At 65.2% G+C, this 18,125-nt stretch carries 15 protein-coding genes; 9 read left to right on the top strand and 6 right to left on the bottom strand.

What is annotated here, in order from left to right; genetic code table 11:
- Nucleotides 1-13: 13 nt before the first annotated feature.
- From ACVIYL_RS08040 to ACVIYL_RS08030, 3 genes are all read right to left on the bottom strand, one after another.
- A complete protein-coding gene (locus ACVIYL_RS08040) occupies nt 14-535 on the bottom strand; it encodes a DUF1697 domain-containing protein (protein WP_456778221.1) in 522 nt (173 codons plus the stop codon).
- Nucleotides 536-538: 3 nt separating this feature from the next.
- On the bottom strand, nt 539-844 hold the full coding sequence (locus ACVIYL_RS08035) for a hypothetical protein (protein ID WP_092080911.1): 306 nt from the start codon (nt 842-844) through the stop codon (nt 539-541).
- Nucleotides 845-998: 154 nt separating this feature from the next.
- Entirely contained in the window at nt 999-2,111 is a 1,113-nt protein-coding gene (locus ACVIYL_RS08030; RefSeq protein WP_456778220.1) for a helix-turn-helix transcriptional regulator, read from the bottom strand.
- Between the two features lie 669 nt (nt 2,112-2,780).
- On the opposite strand from ACVIYL_RS08030, the gene ACVIYL_RS08025 reads away from it, so the two are divergent.
- The 4 genes from ACVIYL_RS08025 to greA all read left to right on the top strand — a co-directional run bounded on the left by ACVIYL_RS08025 (nt 2,781) and on the right by greA (nt 9,189).
- Entirely contained in the window at nt 2,781-3,917 is a 1,137-nt protein-coding gene (locus ACVIYL_RS08025; RefSeq protein WP_456778219.1) for a hypothetical protein, read from the top strand.
- Between the two features lie 311 nt (nt 3,918-4,228).
- The gene (locus ACVIYL_RS08020; RefSeq protein ID WP_456778218.1) at nt 4,229-5,464 is read left to right on the top strand and encodes an efflux RND transporter periplasmic adaptor subunit; all 1,236 of its coding nucleotides are present in this window, start codon (nt 4,229-4,231) and stop codon (nt 5,462-5,464) included.
- Nucleotides 5,461-8,607 carry an efflux RND transporter permease subunit gene (locus tag ACVIYL_RS08015; RefSeq protein WP_225162090.1) on the top strand — a complete coding sequence of 1,049 codons (3,147 nt, stop codon included), beginning with the start codon at nt 5,461-5,463 and terminating at the stop codon, nt 8,605-8,607. The genes ACVIYL_RS08020 and ACVIYL_RS08015 overlap by 4 nt, the downstream gene beginning before the upstream one ends.
- A gap of 99 nt (nt 8,608-8,706) precedes the next feature.
- Nucleotides 8,707-9,189 carry a transcription elongation factor GreA gene (greA, locus tag ACVIYL_RS08010; protein ID WP_076824576.1) on the top strand — a complete coding sequence of 161 codons (483 nt, stop codon included), beginning with the start codon at nt 8,707-8,709 and terminating at the stop codon, nt 9,187-9,189.
- Nucleotides 9,190-9,418: 229 nt separating this feature from the next.
- On the opposite strand, the gene ACVIYL_RS08005 is transcribed toward greA, so the two are convergent.
- Nucleotides 9,419-10,057, bottom strand: a complete 639-nt coding sequence (locus ACVIYL_RS08005; RefSeq protein WP_168856607.1) for a GntR family transcriptional regulator — start codon at nt 10,055-10,057, stop codon at nt 9,419-9,421.
- 124 nt (nt 10,058-10,181) lie between these two features.
- Between ACVIYL_RS08005 and bioB the strand changes: the two genes are divergently transcribed.
- The 4 genes from bioB to ACVIYL_RS07985 all read left to right on the top strand — a co-directional run bounded on the left by bioB (nt 10,182) and on the right by ACVIYL_RS07985 (nt 14,285).
- Nucleotides 10,182-11,177, top strand: a complete 996-nt coding sequence (gene bioB / locus ACVIYL_RS08000; RefSeq protein ID WP_456778217.1) for a biotin synthase BioB — start codon at nt 10,182-10,184, stop codon at nt 11,175-11,177.
- A 65-nt stretch (nt 11,178-11,242) separates the two neighbouring features.
- Complete coding sequence (locus ACVIYL_RS07995; protein ID WP_456778216.1) at nt 11,243-12,397, top strand: 8-amino-7-oxononanoate synthase; 1,155 nt, start codon at nt 11,243-11,245, stop codon at nt 12,395-12,397.
- Nucleotides 12,394-13,026, top strand: a complete 633-nt coding sequence (bioD, locus tag ACVIYL_RS07990; RefSeq protein ID WP_456778215.1) for a dethiobiotin synthase — start codon at nt 12,394-12,396, stop codon at nt 13,024-13,026. Before ACVIYL_RS07995 ends, bioD begins: the two co-directional genes overlap by 4 nt.
- Complete coding sequence (locus ACVIYL_RS07985; RefSeq protein WP_456778214.1) at nt 13,023-14,285, top strand: adenosylmethionine--8-amino-7-oxononanoate transaminase; 1,263 nt, start codon at nt 13,023-13,025, stop codon at nt 14,283-14,285. Before bioD ends, ACVIYL_RS07985 begins: the two co-directional genes overlap by 4 nt.
- Nucleotides 14,286-14,399: 114 nt before the next feature.
- Here the strand turns inward: ACVIYL_RS07985 and ACVIYL_RS07980 are convergent, their stop codons facing one another.
- The gene (locus ACVIYL_RS07980; protein ID WP_456778213.1) at nt 14,400-15,479 is read right to left on the bottom strand and encodes a hypothetical protein; all 1,080 of its coding nucleotides are present in this window, start codon (nt 15,477-15,479) and stop codon (nt 14,400-14,402) included.
- Between the two features lie 298 nt (nt 15,480-15,777).
- Here ACVIYL_RS07980 and ACVIYL_RS07975 point away from each other — a divergent pair, with 298 nt between their 5' ends.
- Nucleotides 15,778-17,187, top strand: a complete 1,410-nt coding sequence (locus ACVIYL_RS07975) for an MFS transporter (protein WP_456778212.1) — start codon at nt 15,778-15,780, stop codon at nt 17,185-17,187.
- On the opposite strand, the gene ACVIYL_RS07970 is transcribed toward ACVIYL_RS07975, so the two are convergent.
- Nucleotides 17,184-18,086: a LysR family transcriptional regulator gene (locus tag ACVIYL_RS07970; protein WP_456778211.1), complete on the bottom strand. Its 903-nt coding sequence runs from the start codon at nt 18,084-18,086 to the stop codon at nt 17,184-17,186. The genes ACVIYL_RS07975 and ACVIYL_RS07970 overlap by 4 nt on opposite strands.
- Nucleotides 18,087-18,125 lie beyond the last annotated feature (39 nt).

Here is an 18,125-nt window from a genome sequence, read left to right as displayed (position 1 = left end):
TTCAATGGGCGAACTAACCCTCGTTGTCACCCGCCGCCAGCTCGGCGAGCTTCGCGATGGTGTTGATGTTGCGCGCGGTACCCTTGGCGGCGGCGGGGATCTTCAGCTTCGAGCGGCCCATGCCGCTGCCATAGGCGACATAGATCTCGCGCTTGCCGAGCCGCACCTCTTCGTCCTGCTGGCCCTTGATGTCCTTCAAGGCATCCTTCGGCGGCGGCTCGTCGAGGAAGATCGCGACAGTATAGTTCGGCGGCGCTTTCGGAAACGGATTGGCCCTCAGCACCGCGGCGATCTCGTCCGCGCTCCGGATGACGACGCCGACCGGCTTGCCGGCATAGGCCTGCAGCCGCCGCTCCAGCGCGGCCTTGACCTTGGCCGCGCCGAGCTTCGAGGAGAATACGACATTGCCGCTGGCGATATAGGTCTGCGCGTCGGCAAATCCCTCGTCGACGCACATCGCCTTCAACTCGGTCATCGGCAGCTTGCCGGTGCCGCCGACATTGACCGCGCGCAGCAGGGCGACGTAACGCGGCATCGACTAGCCGTCGGCTTTCTTCTTCGTAGGCTTCTTGGCCGGCGGCGGCTCTTCCATCGCCTTCTTCATGGCGCGCGCATAGGCGTCGGCGGCGTTCTCGGCCGAATTCTGCAACCGCTTGGCGGTCGCGGTTGCGTTCATCATCGTGCTCTTGGCCAGGAAGCGGAAGCGCGCCTTGGTCTCCTTGTCCTTGGCCTTGGCCGCGCGCGTGACCCAGACGGCCTGGCGCTTCTTGGCAGCCGCCATCACGGCCTTGGTCTGCGCTTTTGCGGTTTGCCGGATGACGGCGTCGAGGTCGGCTTCGGCCATTCAGATGCACTCATTGACTGGACATGCGCCGGGGCGGGCGCACGGAGGGAGGGGAGCTACCCCTAGCGTAACCGGTGCCGTTTGAACATGCGATCGTTTTGCGAATTCCCGGAGGATCGCATCGACCCCTGCACCGAGGCTTGCGCGGCGTGCGCTAGTCTCCTGACGACCCCGGCGGCACCTTCGCGCCGGCGAGCAGTCTGGCCAGCTCCACCTGCCGGCCCAGTCCGGTCTTGGCCAGCACCGCCTTGAGCTGGTTGCGCACCGTTTCGCGGGAGATGCCGAAAGCGCCCGCGATTGCCTCGACGGTGCGTCCTTCGCCAATGCCGCGCGCCACGCGCGCCTCCGCCGGCGTCAGGTCGAACAGGCCCTGCAGCACTTCCGCGGTCGGCACCTCGGCCGGCACCACCGGCGTCACGATCACGATCGCCGCCGCGCGGTCGAACAGGTCACGCGCCGCGCCGTGGATCGGGACCAGATGCACGATCAGCGGCGGCCGATCCTCCTGCGCCGCGATCGGCACCGAGCGCACCTCCACGCTGATCAGTCCCTGATCAAGCGCGGCCAGCGCCTGGGCGAACAGCGTGTCGGCAGTGGTCGCCGCCAGCGTCAGGCGCTCGCCGCGATCCTGCATCACGTCGGGCACCAGGCGGTCGAACAGCGTGTTGGCCGTCATCAGACGGCCGCCGCGCCGCAGCACTGCCGCGGGCAGGCCGAGCATCGCCAGCGATTCGGTTGCCGCCCTGGCGCGCTCCATCCCGAGCCGCGCCGACAGCAGCGCGGCACGCGCCAGATGCGGCCGCAGCGCGTCGAGCTGCTCGATCGCTTCGCGCTCGATCGGCCCGTGCTGGTATTCGCGCTCGACGCTGTAAATCAGCACATCGCCGCTCGGGACCGGGATCGCAGTACCGGCGCCCCACCCGAGCCCGCGCGGGCGGAAGAATTCGCGGATCTGGAAATCCTGCTGCACCTCCTCGGGCGTATCGAACACGTCGATGTCGCGCAGGAAGCCGGCATGGTTGGCCGCGAGCAGGCGCGGCAATCGCCCGTTGCGCTCGTGCCAGCCGCCCTCGACATAGGCCACCGTGTCGTCGTGCATGTCGGGCGACGCGACCCAGCGGACGTCGTGTGGGGCCGCCGTCAGCAGCACGATACCGCGCGCACGCGCGATCGCACCGACCTGATGCAGGACATTCGGCCACAATTCGGGGATGACCGCGGCCTCATAGGCCAGTTCAATCAGATGCTCGTGCAGGTCGTTCGCCATCGGTCATCCCAAAAACCGTTGTTGCCCAATAGATAAACCCGGCGACCCCGGAAATATTGCGTAAAGCAATTCAGCCCGAGCCACGAGTCCGGGTTATTCCGGTGCGCGTTCACGCGCATCAGGAGGGAATTACGACGTTTTCGCCGCTCTTCTTCGCGATTTTCGCGCGGGCGCCTGGAGCCTCGCTTGCTCGGCTGCGACCCGGCGCGCGGCCGCCGGCGCCCGGACGACGCATTCCAAGGCCGATGCCAGGTCGGCGGGGCAGGCCCAAGACTTGATAGAGACTCGATAGAGACTTGATGAAGACCCGATAATCAGGGCCCGACGATCATCGCCGCGTGTGGCAAAATCGAAGCTGCGTGACAGGTGGAAATATTCGGAAGCATCTCGAAACCCGATTGGCGTGACTGGCGCTGCGCCAGCCCCGCCGGCGTCACACATTTGCAACGCTGCACGCGATCGTTCGAGCATGAACATCCTTTAATTTGTATCCGGGCAATCCGTGGCGCCAGCTAGGGCATGATCCGGAAAAGTGCGAAGCGGTTTTCCGAAAAGGATCATGCCTAAGGGGCGGCCTTAAGCGCGATGACGATTCAAACCGGGTCTCATCGCGCTTGGAGCGGCCACCTCTGACATTCATGCGAGCCATCGTCGGCTCGGAGAGGGCCGATGATCAGCCGCAGAGCGCTTTCCGGATTGTTGATGACGCTGGTCGGCCCCTCGTCGCGGGCCGGCAACGACAGGCTGGCGCTGGGCCATTGCCAGGGATCATGCGCGAATGTCGACTTGCCGACCCTTGGCTACGATCAGTTCTGCCGGTCGTTGTTCGATATCGCGGCAAGCGGCAGGCTGCATGCGGTCGCAACCGGTTCGGAGATTCGCGGAGAGATGCGATCCCTGTTCCGGGCGCGGCGGCTTTATCGGCCGTCGCACGACGAGATCCGGGTTCACTGGCGCGCGCCCGCGCATGGCTTCTCGGTCGTGAAGGTCGAGTTCGATCTGGAATGCGGTGTGCCGGTGCGCGGATGTCTTGGAATTCCCGACGGAGAATTCAAGGGATTGATCCTGCTCGGCCACGGCATGGCGAGCACGCCGGAGCGCTGCTTCGACGATGCCGACAAGGACTACATGAACGCGCTCGGCAAACGGCTATGTGGGGACGGCTACGTCGTCTGGTGTCCTTACATCATCCAGATCGGAAATCAGGAGAGCCAGAACAACATCGCCGCGATGCTGGCATCCCACGGTGTCTCCGCGCACAACGTGTCATGCGCATCGCTTGACGCCGGCGAAATCGTTTGCAGGAAGCTCACCGGCGTGTCGGGTTTGAATGTCGGCGTCTACGGGGTGTCCTGGGGCGCCTTTCTCGCGCTGCATCTGGAAGCCGCGACGGGGCAGATGCGGCCGACTGTCGTGTCCGGATATATGCGCGACGAGAAGAAGTTTCTGACGTCATCCGTGATCACCAGGAATCTCGGCGTCGAACTTGCGGCTTACATTCATTTCAGCAACGGCCGCGCCAAGTACGCCGGCGCGGAGCTGGCGTACTTGCTCTGCCCGTGCCCGCTGTTCGTCGAGATCGGGAGCCGTGACGGTGCAAACGCGCTGGAACTTGGGCGGGATGAAAAGTTTTCTCAAATGCAGTCGATCTACGCATCGTCAGGCCATCCGCATTTGATCGACATGGACATCTTCGACGGTGTGCACGAGGTCAGCGGCAAGCGCGCGCGGCCGTGGCTATCCGAACGTCTGGCGTCGCCAGCCTATCAAGACACCTCTCGCTTGAAGAACGCCATCGCGTTGTGAGCGCAGCCTGACCTCGAGGGTACCGAGAGTGCGCTCGTGTGGGATCACATTGACGGGAGCTTTCGGCGCCGGCGGCATGCACTGAGCCGGTCCGCGCGGCCGCAATGGCTGTGTCATGGTGGCGTCGCAGCGCTTCACAAAGCTGGCTGTCGTCGGGATCGGCGCAACGATCGCGATCAGCTTACAGCATTGTCGGATTGGCCGCGTTATGATCTGCTGCAACGCACTGCCCATCCTGACCTTCGGGTCTGAGGGAACTCGACGTCATATCCGTCTCGTAGCGTCTGTTGGTAGCCGAAGGGTTGGACTGCATGAGTGGTACGGAACGCATGCTCGGTGGCTTGGCAGGGTTTCTCGTATCGGCGGGACTAATGGCGGCGGGAGTATCGGCGGCCCATGCCCAGGCGGGGCCGCCCGGGCCTCCTGCCGTGGGCGTGTTCGAGGCGGTGAAGCGGCCGATCACCGAAACCAATGAATTTCTCGGACGCATCGAAGCCCCCAACCGCGTCAACGTGGTGGCGCGTGTGACCGCGTTCCTGGACAAGCGGAATTTTGTCGAGGGCTCCGAGGTCAAGGCCGGTGATCTCCTGTATCAACTCGAGCGCGGACCGTTCGAAGCCGATCTCGCATCGAAGAAGGCACAGGTCGCTCAGTTGCAGGCGACGCTGGTCAACGCCAAGCTGACCACCGATCGCGCCAAGGCTCTGATGGGCGGCCCGGCCGGCCAGCAATCCAATGTTGATGCGGCGGTCGCCAACCAGCAGAGCCTCGAGGCGCAGGTGCAGGCCGCGCAGGCGCAGGTCGACCTGTCCCAGATCAATCTCGACTACACCATGATCCACTCGCCGATCGACGGCAGGATCGGACGCACCGCGGTCACCGAGGGCAACGTCGTGACGCCGAGCTCGGGAACCCTGACGACAATCGTCAGCCAGGACCCGATGTACGTCACCTTTCCCGTGCCGGTGCGCGAGGCGCTCGATCTGCGCGACCGTTATGCGACGCGCGGCGGCTTCAAGGCCGTCGTCATCCGCCTGCGGTTGCCGGACGGCCGGCTCTTCGACAAGACCGGCGAACTGAACTTCGTCAACAACACGATCGCGCAGAACACCGATACCATCTCCCTGCGCGGCACCATCCCCAATCCGCCGACATATACTTCCGTCGCGGCTGGCGGCTCGCTCCGCGAACTCACCGACAATGAGTTCGTGACCGTTCTCCTCGAAGGCGTGCAGCCGGTCGAGGTGCTGGCGATCCCGCGTTCGGCAGTGCTGTCGGACCAGCAGGGCGAATATGTCTATGTCGTCGGCGCGGACAACAAGGCCGAGCAAAGGCGGATCCAGCTTGGGCAATCGACCGCAACGATTGCGGCGGTAACGAGCGGCATCTCGCTCGGCGACAAGGTCGTCGTCGAGGGGTTGCAGAAGGTCAAGCCGGGCGAGGTGGTGGCGCCGGGGCCCGTCAGCGCGCTGATCCAGTCGAGCATGAAGGTTTCGGCGGATGGCGGCGCGAGCAGCGCGCCGAAATCGACGGGCAATAACCCATGATTTCTGCCGTCTTCGTCGATCGTCCGCGGCTTGCGATCGTCATCGCGTTCGTGATCACGATCGCGGGCGCGCTGGCGCTGATGCAGATTCCGGTCGCGCAGTTTCCGGACATCGTGCCGCCGCAGGTCACGGTCTCCGCCGTATTCCCCGGCGCATCGGCCGAAGTGGTCGAATCGAGCGTCGCCCAGCCGCTGGAAGCGCAGGTCGTGGGTGTCGACAAGATGCTCTACATGAAGTCGACCAGCGGCAATGACGGCAGCTACACGCTGACGGTCTCGTTCGCGCTCGGCACCGATCCCGATATCAACACCGTCAACGTCAACAACCGCGTGCAGAGCGCGCTCGCGCAATTGCCGACCGAGGTGCAGGCGCAGGGCCTGACCGTGCAGAAGAAATCCTCGGCGGTGCTGCAATTCATCGTGCTGTACAGCAAGAGCGGCGATCAGGATCCGCTGTTCATCACCAACTACGCCATCATCAACGTGCTGGACGCGATCTCGCGCACGCCTGGTGTCGGACAGGCCTCGCTGTTCGCGAAGCTGAACTACTCGATGCGGATCTGGTTCGACACCCAGCGCCTGACCAGCCTCAACCTGGCGCCGTCGGACGTGATCGCCGCGATCAGGGCGCAAAGTGTGCAGGCGCCGGTCGGCCGCATCGGCGCGCGTCCGATCAGCAATGACCAGCAGTTCCAGTTCAATGTGCAGACGCAGGGCCGCCTGACGACATCCAAGCAGTTCGGCGACATCGTGCTGCGGGCCAATCCGGATGGCTCGGTGCTGCGGATCAGGGACGTTGCTCGTGTCGAGATCGGCGCGCAGAACATGGATTCGGAGTCGCGGATCGACGGCAATCCCGGCGTGCCGATGGGCATCTATCTCGCGCCTGGCGCCAATGCCGTGACCACGGCCAAGGCGGTGCAGGCCACGCTTGCGCGGCTGTCGGAGCGGTTTCCGCCGGGGCTGACCTATCTCGTACAGTACGACTCCACCACCTTCGTGTCCGATACGATCAAGGAGGTGATGAAGACGCTCGGCGAAGCCTTCGTGCTCGTCGTGATCGTGGTGTTCCTGTTCCTCGGCAATCTGCGCGCCACGGTGATCCCGGCGGTCGCGGTTCCGGTCAGCCTGATCGGCGCGTTCGCGGTGCTGCTGGCGCTCGGCTACTCGGCCAATACAGTCTCGCTGCTGGCGATGGTGCTGGCGATCGGCATCGTGGTCGACGACGCCATCGTCGTGGTCGAGAACGTCGAGCGCGTCATGGAGGAGGAGCCGGAGCTATCGCCGGCCGACGCCACCAAGAAGGCGATGGCGCAGATCACGGCGCCGATCATCGCGATCTCGCTGGTGCTGCTCTCGGTGTTCGTGCCGATCGCGTTCATCCCCGGCATTTCCGGCACGCTGTTCCGCCAGTTCGCGGTGACGATCAGCGCCGCGATGGTGATCTCGGCGCTGAATGCGCTGACCTTGTCGCCGGCACTGTGCGCCGTGTTCCTGCGTCATGGCGGGCCGCGCCGCGGCATCATGGGACGGGTGCTCGGCAGCATCGACTGGGTACGCGACCGCTACGCCGGCGTGGTGCAACGGCTGGTTCGTGTGGCGGTGCTGTCACTGGTTGCGGTGCTGGTGTTTGCCGGCGCGGTGTTCGGCGTGTCGAAGATCACGCCGACCGGCTTCCTGCCCGAGGAGGATCAGGGCGCCTTCTTCATCGCGGTGCAATTGCCCGACGGCGCGTCGGTGGCGCGCACCAGCGAGGTCACCAAGCAGGTCGAGGCACTCTTGAAGAAGAATCCGGCGATCGACCATGTGCTGTCGATCATCGGCTTCTCGCTACTCGACGGTGCCAGCGAGCCGAATTCGGCATTCATGGTGGCGCGCATGAAGGCGTTCGCCGATCGCAAGGCCGTCACCGACTCGGTTCAGGCTGCGATCGGGCAGACCTTCGTTGGGGGATCGCAGATTCGCCAGGCTTCGGTGCTGCCGTTCAACCTGCCGCCGATCATCGGGCTTTCGACCTCCGGCGGTTTCGAATATCAGCTCGAGGCGCTGGAGGGGCAGGATCCGGCTTCGCTCAGCAGCGTGATGGGCGGGCTGATCGGTGCTGCGAACCGCAATCCAAATCTGGCCCGCGTGTTCTCGACCTTCACCGCGACCAACCCGTCGGTCTATCTCGACATCGATCGCGCCAAGGCGCAGGCGCTCGGCCTCAACATGGCCGACGTCTTCACCGCGCTGCAGGCCACGCTCGGCGGCATCTACGTCAACAACTTCAACCTGTTCGGCCGCACCTGGCAGGTCAATGTGCAGGGCGATGCCGCCGATCGCCGCGACATTCCCGACATCTGGCAGATCTATGTGCGCAACAGCGGCGGCGAGATGGTGCCGATCCGTTCGATCGCAAGCCTGCGCATCGTGACCGGACCGCAGGTGATCACGCGCTACAACAATTATCGTTCGGTCACCGTGAACGGCAGCCCGGCGGCGGGCGTGTCCTCGGGCACCGCGATCGCGACGATGGCCGAGCTCTCCAAGTCGACGCTGCCTTCCGGCTATTCCTACGAGTGGACCGGCACGGCCTATCAGGAGCAGGCGGCCTCCGGCCAGACCGGCATCATCCTCGGCCTCGCGGTGCTGTTCGCCTATCTGTTCCTGGTCGCGCTGTATGAGAGCTGGACGATCCCGATTCCCGTGCTGCTATCGGTCACGGTCGGCGTGTTCGGTTCCTATCTTGCGATCAAGCTCGCGGGCCTCAACCTCGATCTCTACGGTCAGATCGGCCTCGTGGTGCTGATCGCGCTCGCCGCCAAGAACGGCATCCTGATCGTCGAGTTCGCCAAGGAGCAGCGCGAGGCCGGCAAGCCGATCGCGGAGGCCGCGACGATGGGCGCGCAAATGCGCTTCCGCGCCGTCATGATGACATCAATTGCCTTCATCCTCGGCCTGGTGCCGCTGGTGGTCGCGACCGGTGCCGCGGAAATCAGCCGCCGTGCGGTCGGCACCGCGGTGTTCGGCGGTATGCTCGCCGCAAGCTCGGTCGGCATCTTCCTGGTGCCGATGCTGTTCGTCACCTTCCAGGGCTGGCGCGAGGGTGTAAAGAACCGCTTCGGCAGACGGAGCAAGGCGGAACAGCCTGCCTCGCATTAGATCCTGCCTAATCCCTTCGCGCATTAGGGGGGCGCGTGGGGCGGGTCTATGCTGCTGGCCTCATCGATGGAGTTCTGGATTGAGCGATGGAGTTCTGGATTGAGCGTTGCCTTCACCAAGGAAGAAAGTGCCGAGACCGCGTCCGAAACGCTGTTGCCGGACCGCCCCATTTCGCCGCATCCCAACCTGGTGACCGAAGCAGGACGCAAGGCGCTGGAGCGTGAGCTCCAGGCGGCACGCGAGGCCCTTGAGGCCGCGCAGCAGCTGGACGACGTCAACGAACGGCGGCGGCAGTCGGCGGTTCCGTTGCGCGACGCGCGCTATCTCACGGAGCGGCTCCGCACCGCGCAGGTCGTGCCTGACCCTGCTTCCACCGAAACCGTTGCCTTCGGCAGCACGGTGACCTTCAGCCGCGCCGACGGGCGGGTGCAGACCTATCGCATTGTCGGCGAGGACGAAGCCGATCCAAAGGCAGGCTCGATTTCCTTTGTCTCGCCGGTGGCGAGGTCGCTGATGGGCAAAGCCCTGGGCGACGTCGCAGGCTCGGGCGATCAGGAGCTGGAGATCGTCGCGATCGCTTAGAGAGTGATGGGATTAGATTGAATGGCGGTCGCAAAGGCGGCGCGTCCCCTCGCCCCGTTCTTACGGGGAGAGGGTTGGGGGTGAGGGGCTGCCTCGGCACACGCGGAGACAGATACTCTCGCGGAGACTCCCCCTCTCACCCGGAACGCATCTGCCGATGCGTTCCGACCTCTCCCCGCACGCGGGGCGAGGTGAACCGGAGTCCGCCGCTCGATTCGGAGCAAAGTGATCACGCTGCCGGCAGGGCAAGCCGCTCGATAGTCTGAATATGCCGCGCCAGCAGGCTGCAGGCCTGTTCGATGTTGCGGGCGCGCAGCGCCTGCAGGATCACGCGATGATCCTGGCTCGGCCGCGGCCGCCAGCCGGCGTTGCGCGCCATCGCGAACACCAGTCGCGAATTCGCAAGCTGCAGGCCGTCGAGGCTGGCAAGCAGCCGCGGCATCGCGCACGGCGCCACCAGCGCATGGTGAAAGGCGCGATTGGCCATCTCGAAATCCTGCACCGTCTCGGCATTGTCGCCTTCGATCATGGCGAGTTCGATTCGTGCCAGATGGGCCGATGTGAGCCTGGGGGCGGCATTGCGCAACGCGACCACCTCGAGCGCGGCGCGCATCTCGGCGATTTCCTTCACCGACCTGGTGTCGAGCGGCGCGACCCGCACCCCGCGTCGCGGCACCGCAACAACGAGATGCTGCGCCTCCAATTGCCTGAACGCCTCGCGCACCGGCACGTGGCTCGAATGGAATTCGCGCGCGACATGATCCTGCCGCAGCGGCGCGTCCGGCAGCAATTCGCCGTTGATGATGCGCTCGCCGATCGCTTCGGCGATGCGTCCCGCGGTGGTCGTGTTCTCGCCTTCGCTCGTCATAGATTATCTATCGTAAAAACGGGTGCGCGCGCGTACTGGCTCGGCTAGCATCGTTCTAAGTCCACAGATCATAGATAATATACCAGATTATCTATGATCCACAGCAAACGAGAAAGCAAGCCATATGGTTGATGTCGTGGAAATCGAACGGACCGACAGCCGCACCAGTGCAGCGCCCCGCAAGACCTGGGACCGTACCGAGGCTGAAGCACTCTACAATTTGCCGTTCGCGGATTTGATGTTTCAGGCGCAAGGCGTGCATCGCGCCAACTTCAATCCGAACCATGTCGAAACCGCGAGCCTGCTCAGCATCAAGACCGGCGGCTGCCCGGAAGACTGCGGCTACTGCTCGCAAAGCGCGCATTACGACACCGGCCTGAAGGCCACTCGCCTGATGCCGCGGGACGAAGTGGTCGCGGTCGCGCAGCGCGCCAAGGACGCCGGCGCAACCCGCTTCTGCATGGCTGCGGCCTGGCGCAGCCCGAAGGACCGAGATCTCGATCAGGTCTGCGACATGGTCAGCGCGGTGAAGGGCCTCGGCATGGAAACCTGCGTCACGCTCGGCATGCTGACGCCAAAGCAGGCCGAGCGTCTCTCTGACGCCGGGCTCGATTTCTACAACCACAACGTCGACACCTCGCCCGAGTTCTACGACAAGATCATCACCACCCGCACCCTGCAGGATCGCATCGATACGCTCGCGCATGTGCGCGACGCCGGCATCAAGGTCTGCTGCGGCGGCATTATCGGCATGGGTGAACAGGTCGATGACCGGCTCGGCATGCTGATGCTGCTTGCCAATCTCCCCAGCCATCCGGAGAGCGTGCCGATCAATCTGTGGAACGAGGTCAAGGGCGTTCCGGTCAACGACACCGCGGAGCGGCCCGATCCGATCGCGCTGGTGCGTCTGGTTGCCACTGCGCGGATCATGATGCCGAAGAGCGTGGTGCGGCTGTCGGCCGGACGGCAATACATGACCGACGAGCTGCAGGCGATGTGCTTCCTTGCCGGCGCGAATTCGATCTTCATCGGCGATGTGCTGCTGACCACCAGGAACCCGCAGCGCGATCGCGACGCCGATTTGCTGGACCGGCTCGGCATCAACTCCGCCCTCGCCTGAGCGCAGCTCCGGCACGCGCGCGGCGGGATTCGCCGCGCGACCAACTACAAATCTGAGAGAGAAGCATGAGCGCAATCCATGCGGCCAAGGTCGCTGATTACGCCGCGGCCTTGCACGCCCTGAGCAAGGACGATCGGCTGCGCGGTCTCAAGCCGCGCGCGGGCATCGATTTCGTCTCGAACGACTATCTGGCGCTCGCGAACGCGCCGCGCATCAAGAATGCGGTCTCGGCCGCGCTCGAGGCCGGCACACCGATCGGCGCCGGTGGGTCGCGGCTGCTGCGCGGCAATTGCGAGGAGCACGAACGGCTAGAGGCCGAAGCCGCCGCGTTCTTTGGAGCCGAGACGGCGCTGTTCTTCGGCGGCGGCTACGTCGCCAATTTCGCCGTACTGACGACGCTGCCGCAGCGCGGCGATCTCCTGGTGCTCGATTCTCTCGTGCACGCCAGCATCCATGAAGGCGCGCGGGCCGGCCGGGCCGAATTCCGGATCAGCGCGCACAATGATCCCCAGTCGGTCGAAGACACCATTCGCGGCTGGCGCGCCGAGGGCGGCGCGGGCCGGGCCTGGATCGTGGTCGAAAGCGTCTACAGCATGGATGGCGACGTCGCACCGCTCGACGACCTCGTCGCCATCGCGGACCGGCACGACGCGTTCCTGATGGTGGACGAGGCGCACGGCACCGGCGTCTATGGCGAGCAGGGGCGTGGGCTGACGGCGTCCTATGAAGGGCGCGAGAACCTCGTGATCGTTCATACCTGCGGCAAGGCGCTGGGCGCCGCCGGCGCGCTGGTCACGGCTTCGACCGTGCTGCGCGACTTCATGGTCAATCGCTGCCGCCCGTTCATCTTCGCCACCGCACCGTCGCCGCTTGTGGCCGTTGCCGTGCGCGAGGCGCTGCTGATCCTGCAGCAGGAGCCCGGGCATCAGCAGCGCCTGGCAAAACTGGTCGCGTTCACGCATCGCGAGCTCGACCTGCGCGGTTGGCGCAGCCCGTCGCGCTCGCAGATCGTGCCCTATATCGTCGGCGACAATGCGCGTGCGATGCAGCTGGCGTCTGCGCTGCAGGCGCGCGGCTTCGATATCAGAGGCATCAGGCCGCCGACCGTGCCGGCAGGCTCTGCCCGGTTGCGGATTGCGCTGACCCTTAATGTCGACGAGGACGACGTGCGCGCGCTGCTCGACGCGCTGGTCGAGGAGACGAAAGGCTGGTCGCGATGACGAGCCGGATCGTCGTCACCGGCACCGATACCGGGATCGGGAAGACGGTGTTCTCCGCGGGCCTCGCCGGTTTCCTCGGCGCGCGCTACTGGAAACCGGTTCAGGCCGGCCTCGAGGAGGAAACCGATGCGCAATTGGTCGCACGACTTGGCGGACTCACGGCCGATCGCATCGTGCCGGAGCGTTACCGGCTTCGAACGCCGGCTTCGCCGCATCAGTCCGCCGCGCTCGACGGCGTGCGCATCGACGCTGCCGCGCTCGGCGTGCCCGATGCCGGGGACCGGCCGCTGGTGATCGAAGGCGCCGGCGGGCTGATGGTGCCGCTCGACGGCAGCACGCTCTATATCGACATCTTCGCGCGATGGCACCTTCCGGTCGTGCTGTGCGCCCGCACCGCGCTCGGCACCATCAATCACTCGCTGTTGTCGGTCGAGGCGCTGCGCAAGCGCGGGATCGACATTCTCGGGATCGCATTCATCGGCGAGAGCAATCCCGAGAGCGAGCGCGCGATCTGCGAGATCGGGCAGGTGCGCCGGCTGGGCCGGTTGCCCTGGCTCGCTCCGCTTGCGGCAGACACGCTGCAGGCAGCGTTCAAGGCGTCGTTCCGGCGGGAAGATTTCAATCCATGACATCCGCTCGGAAGTCGCCGATCTGGCATCCGTTCACCCAGCACGCGCTGCACGGCGAGATGACGAGGATCGTGCGTGGGGAGGGCGCCTATCTCTACACCGCGGATGATCGCCGCATCATCGATGCGATCGCATCCTGGTGGGTCGTGACCCACGGCCATTGCCATCCGCACATCGTGCGCGCGATCCAGGACCAGGCGGAGCAGCTCAACCAGATCATCTTCGCGGGCCATACCCACGATCCGGCCGAGCAGGTCGCCGCGCAGCTGTTGAAGCTGGCGCCCGACGGGCTCGATTACGTGTTCTTCTCCGACTCTGGCTCGACCAGCGTCGAGGTGGCGCTGAAGATGGCGCTCGGCTACTGGCACAATATCGGCGCGACGCGCACGCAGATCATCGTGATGGAAAATTCCTACCATGGCGACACGGTCGGGACGATGTCGGTCGGCGCGCGCGGCGTCTTCAACAGGGCTTACGAGCCGCTGCTGTTCGACGTCGCGTCGATCCCGTTTCCGGCGCCTGGCTATGAACAGACGACGCTCGACGCGCTCGAAGCCGCGTGCAGGAAGGAATCCGCGGCAGCGTTCATTGTCGAACCGCTGATCCTGGGTGCGGGCGGGATGCTGATGTATCCGCCCTGGGTGCTGAAGGAAATGAAACGCATCTGCGCAGCCGCTGGCGTGTTGTTCATCGTCGACGAGGTGATGACCGGCTGGGGCCGCACCGGCACCTTGTTCGCCTGCGAGCAGGCGGACGTCAGGCCCGATATCGCCTGCTATTCGAAGGGCCTCACCGGCGGTTCGCTGCCGCTCGCGGTGACGCTCTGCCGGGCCGAGATCTACGACGCACATTATTCCAGTGATCGTTCGCGCACCTTCTTCCATTCCAGCTCCTACACGGCAAACCCGGTCGCCTGCGCTGCTGCAAAAGCAAACCTCGAGCTCTGGCAACACGGTGCAGGCGCGCGCGTCTCCGCGGTGGCTGCGATGCAGGAGCGCCTGCTCGCCGCGTTCCGTGCCGACGCGCGCTTCGAGAACGTCCGCCGCACCGGGACCATCACCGCACTTGATCTGAAGGCAAGCGATGCAGGCTATCTCGCCGGCATCGGCCCAAAGCTTCAGGCCTTCTTCGAACGCCGCAACCTGCTGCTGCGGCCGCTCGGCAACACGATCTACGTCATGCCGCCCTACTGCGTCACGGAGGCGGATCTCGAGGAGATCTACGACGGGATCAGGTGCGCGGCTGACGCGCTGGTTTGACGACACGCTTCGTGTCCAAAAGTCAGGGATTGATGATTGCATCGCGGGCCGTGGTGCCCGCGATGGGTCTCATACGAAATCGACGTGCCCTTGCAGGCACGCCGATGAGCCCGATCACGAGTGTTGGCGTGGCGCCGGACGCGGCCTCGCAGCAGGATGAGGCCGCGGCGCCGGTCGTGACACATGCGGGGGCGCGGGCCGATGCACAACCGCTTGCGCGACGCGCGGTGCCGGTGGATGCGCGACCGCGCGTGGCTGCGGCGGTGCATGCTGCACGAGCTGCGGTCTTGACGCCGGCGGAGCGACGTGCGGCGCGGGTGCGGGATGTGCGCCGGTGCCGGGGAGAGCATGCGCAGTCGGCAAGGCGTGTCCTGGCGGCGGAGCATTCCCCGTCGGGAGTGCATGTCCCGTTGGCAAGGCGTGTGCGGCCGTGGGTTGCGCATGTCGGGGCGGCGGCGCCGCGATCGGCTTGCCTGGGCGCGCGGCCACCACGCCGGCGCCGCTGAACCGTGCTGCGTGCGCGGTCGCGGCGACCGCCGGATGACCATGGTTGTTGGCGAGCGTCAGCGCCGGATTCTTCATCGCCGCTTCCGCGTGTCGCGTCTGCTCGCCGGTCGCGGCCACGTGGTGCGCGCTCTGGGCCGCGAGCTGCTGTGGCGTCGGCTTCACCGTAGTGCCGCCGGTGCCGCCGTTGTAGCTGACGTTGGTCGTGTTGTTGACGACGGTCTTGTTGTAGACGTTGGTGACCGAGACGTTCGAGATGTTGTTGACGGAACTGTTGTAGAAGAAGCTGCCGCCGCGCCAGTAGCCGCCCTCATAGCCGACGCCGGTGTAGCCGAAGCCATAAGAGATGCCGCCGTAGAAGCCGACCGTCGCGCCCCAATATCCGGCGTGGAAGCCGTAGGCGCCGTCGCTCCAGCCCCAATAGCCGGGAGTCCACAGCAATTCGGGCGCTGGCGGAAGCACCCATGTGCCGGGCACCCAGTAGTAACCGGTGTCGTCGTTCCATGCCCAATAGCCCGGAGTCCAGATGTAGCCGGGCGCGGGGATCGGCGGCTGGACATAGACCGGCAATGGCGGCGGCGCCGCATTGACGGTGATGCCGATGGCAAGCTGCCCGCGTGCTGGCGCGAGCGGTGAGAGACAGCAGAGGCTGAGAGCCAAGGCGAAAGGCAGTCCGGCGATGCGGCGCATGGCACATACTCCAATCTTCTTCCCCCAGCGTTGGAGTCGAATAGTGGCGGCGACATGAACCCGTTGTGAATGTTTGTGCTGACACCGTGATTTCGAGATCGCGCGACGGCGGGATCGTTAACGACGGCGAATGCAAGTCAGCTCGGTGTCAGGATGGAACGCGACGGTGCGGTCGCGTCAGCTTCATCACTGCGCCAAATAGTCGAATTTTCGATTTGAATTGGACGACGACCCCCTGCGCGTCATCAATCGGTGCCTGGAGCATCCGGCTGCCAAAGGCCGGGCAGGGAGGTTTGGCATGGCGCGATCCGCCGACATCGACATCAACGCGGGCGCGCGCCTCGACAGGCTACCGATCTGCGGATTCCACTGGCGCATCCTGGCCCTGATCGGCGCCGGCATGTTCCTCGACGCGTTCGATATCTATCTGGCCGGCGGCGTGCTGGGCGCCGTGCTCAAGGCAGGCTGGTCGACGCTCGAGCTCAACGCCGCATTCGTCTCCGCGACTTTTGTCGGGATGACGATCGGCGCGTGGTTCTCCGGCATCCTCGGCGACCGCTTCGGTCGCCGCTTCTCCTACCAGATGAACCTCGCGATCTTTGGCCTCGCCTCGATCGCCGCGGCCTTCGCGCCGAACATGATCGTCCTGATCGGCCTGCGTTTCATCATCGGCATTGGCCTCGGCGCGGAGATCGTGGTCGGCTATGCGACCTTGACGGAATTCGTGCCGGCTTCGTCGCGTGGGCGCTGGATCGGGCTGCTGGCCGTGATCACCAATTTCTCGCTGTTCGTCTCGTCGATGGTCGGCCTGTGGATGATCCCGACGCTTGGCTGGCGCTACATGTTCGGCCTTGTCGGTTGCCTTGCGATGGTCGTCTGGATTCTGCGCAAGTCGATGCCGGAATCGCCGCGCTGGCTCGCCGCCAACGGACGCGCCGATGAAGCCGAGAAGATCCTGTCGGCGATCGAAGTCGAGGCCGCGCGCAAGGCGACACTGCCTGCCGTCGCTGCCCGCGCGCCGGTGCAGGAGTCTCCCGGCGCGGTCTGGCGTCTGTTCCAGCCGCCGTATCTCGCGCGCACGCTGCTCGGCAGCCTGTTGCACATCGTCGTCGGCTTCAGCCTCTACGGGTTCATCGGCTGGCTGCCGACCTTCATGGTCAAGGGCGGCCACAGCGTGGTTTCCTCGCTGGGCTACACCACGGTGATGGCGCTGGGCGGCCCGGTCGGATCGCTGATCGGGCTCGTGCTGGCGGACCGGCTCGGACGCAGGCTGTCGATCGTCTGTTCGTCGATTGCGGCAGCGGCGCTCGGTATCGCCTATCCATACATGCCGGATGGTGTTGCGCTCGCGGGTGTGGGCTTCCTGCTGATCACGGCGATCTACGTGATGCTGGCGACCGGGTTCGCGATGCACGTCCCCGAACTGTTTCCGACGCGGTATCGGCTTCGCGGCACGGCGATCTGCGCCACATCCGGACGCATCGCGACCGCGCTGGTTCAATACGTCGTGGTTGCGATCTTCGCCTGGCAGGGGCTGACCGGCGTGCTGACGACCTTGGCCGGCATCCTCGTCTTCCAGGCCGTGGTCTTCCTCGTGTTCGGTTTCGAGACCAAGGGACGATCTCTGGAGGACGCGTCGGCGGTCACGGACGCCGAGGCGGGAGGGCGGTCGTCGATGGCGCGGAGGCCGGCGGACCTCGGCGCCTAGTTCAGGTCGGAGCAGGCCGCCCTGATCCGGTCGCGGAGCCAGCCGTTCGCGTTGCTCTGATCGTATCTGCGGTGCCAGTACAACATCCAGTCGAACGGTGCGGACTCGAACGGCAGTTCCTCCATCCTCAGATCGTCGTCCATCAGCACGGTTGCGAGGTGCCTCGGCATCACCGCGAGCAGATCGGTCTTCTTCAAGACATGAGGCACGACCAGCCAATGCGGCACGTTCAGGGCGATGCGTCTTCGATGGCCGCGTTCGGCGAGCACGTCGTCGACGAAGCGAAGATCGGTCGGGCTCATCGAGACCTTCATGTGCTCCTGCGCGATGAAGCGGTCAAAAGTCAGCCGTGCGCGCTTGATCTGGTGTCCGCGTCGCATCAGGCAGACCATGCGGTCGCGCAGCAGCGTCTCGGAACGGATCGATGCGGAATGCTCGAGCCCCATGCTCACCGCGACGTCGATCTCGTCCCGCTCCAGCGCATCGATCGTCAGGGCGGGCGGCAGATGGATCGTGTTGTAGGAGATCCGCCCCTCCGGCGGCCGCGCTGCGGCGAGTCGCGGCAGCAGCAGGCACGCGAGAATGTCCGACATCCTGATCGTGAAGGTGCGTTCGGTCCGGTCTGGATCGAAGCCGGCGTCGCTCGCCATCACGCGCTCGACTTGGCGCAGAACCTGGCGCAGCGGCTCCGCCAGTTCGGTGGCGCGGGGCGTCGGCTTCATCCCGGTCGTGGTCCGCACCAGGAGTTCGTCCTTGAACATCGCGCGCAACCGGTTGAGCGCATTGCTCATCGCCGGTTGACTGAGGCCGACGCGATCCGCCGCCTTGGTGACGTGACGCTCGGTCAGCAGTGCGTCCAGCGCGACGAGCAGATTGAGGTCGATGGATCGAAGGTTCATCCATCATTCATATCGTGAATGACGAAAGATAACAAATCC

It is taken from the genome of Bradyrhizobium sp. USDA 3315 (assembly GCF_054056795.1).
This window is presented reverse-complemented; position numbering and strand designations above follow the sequence as displayed.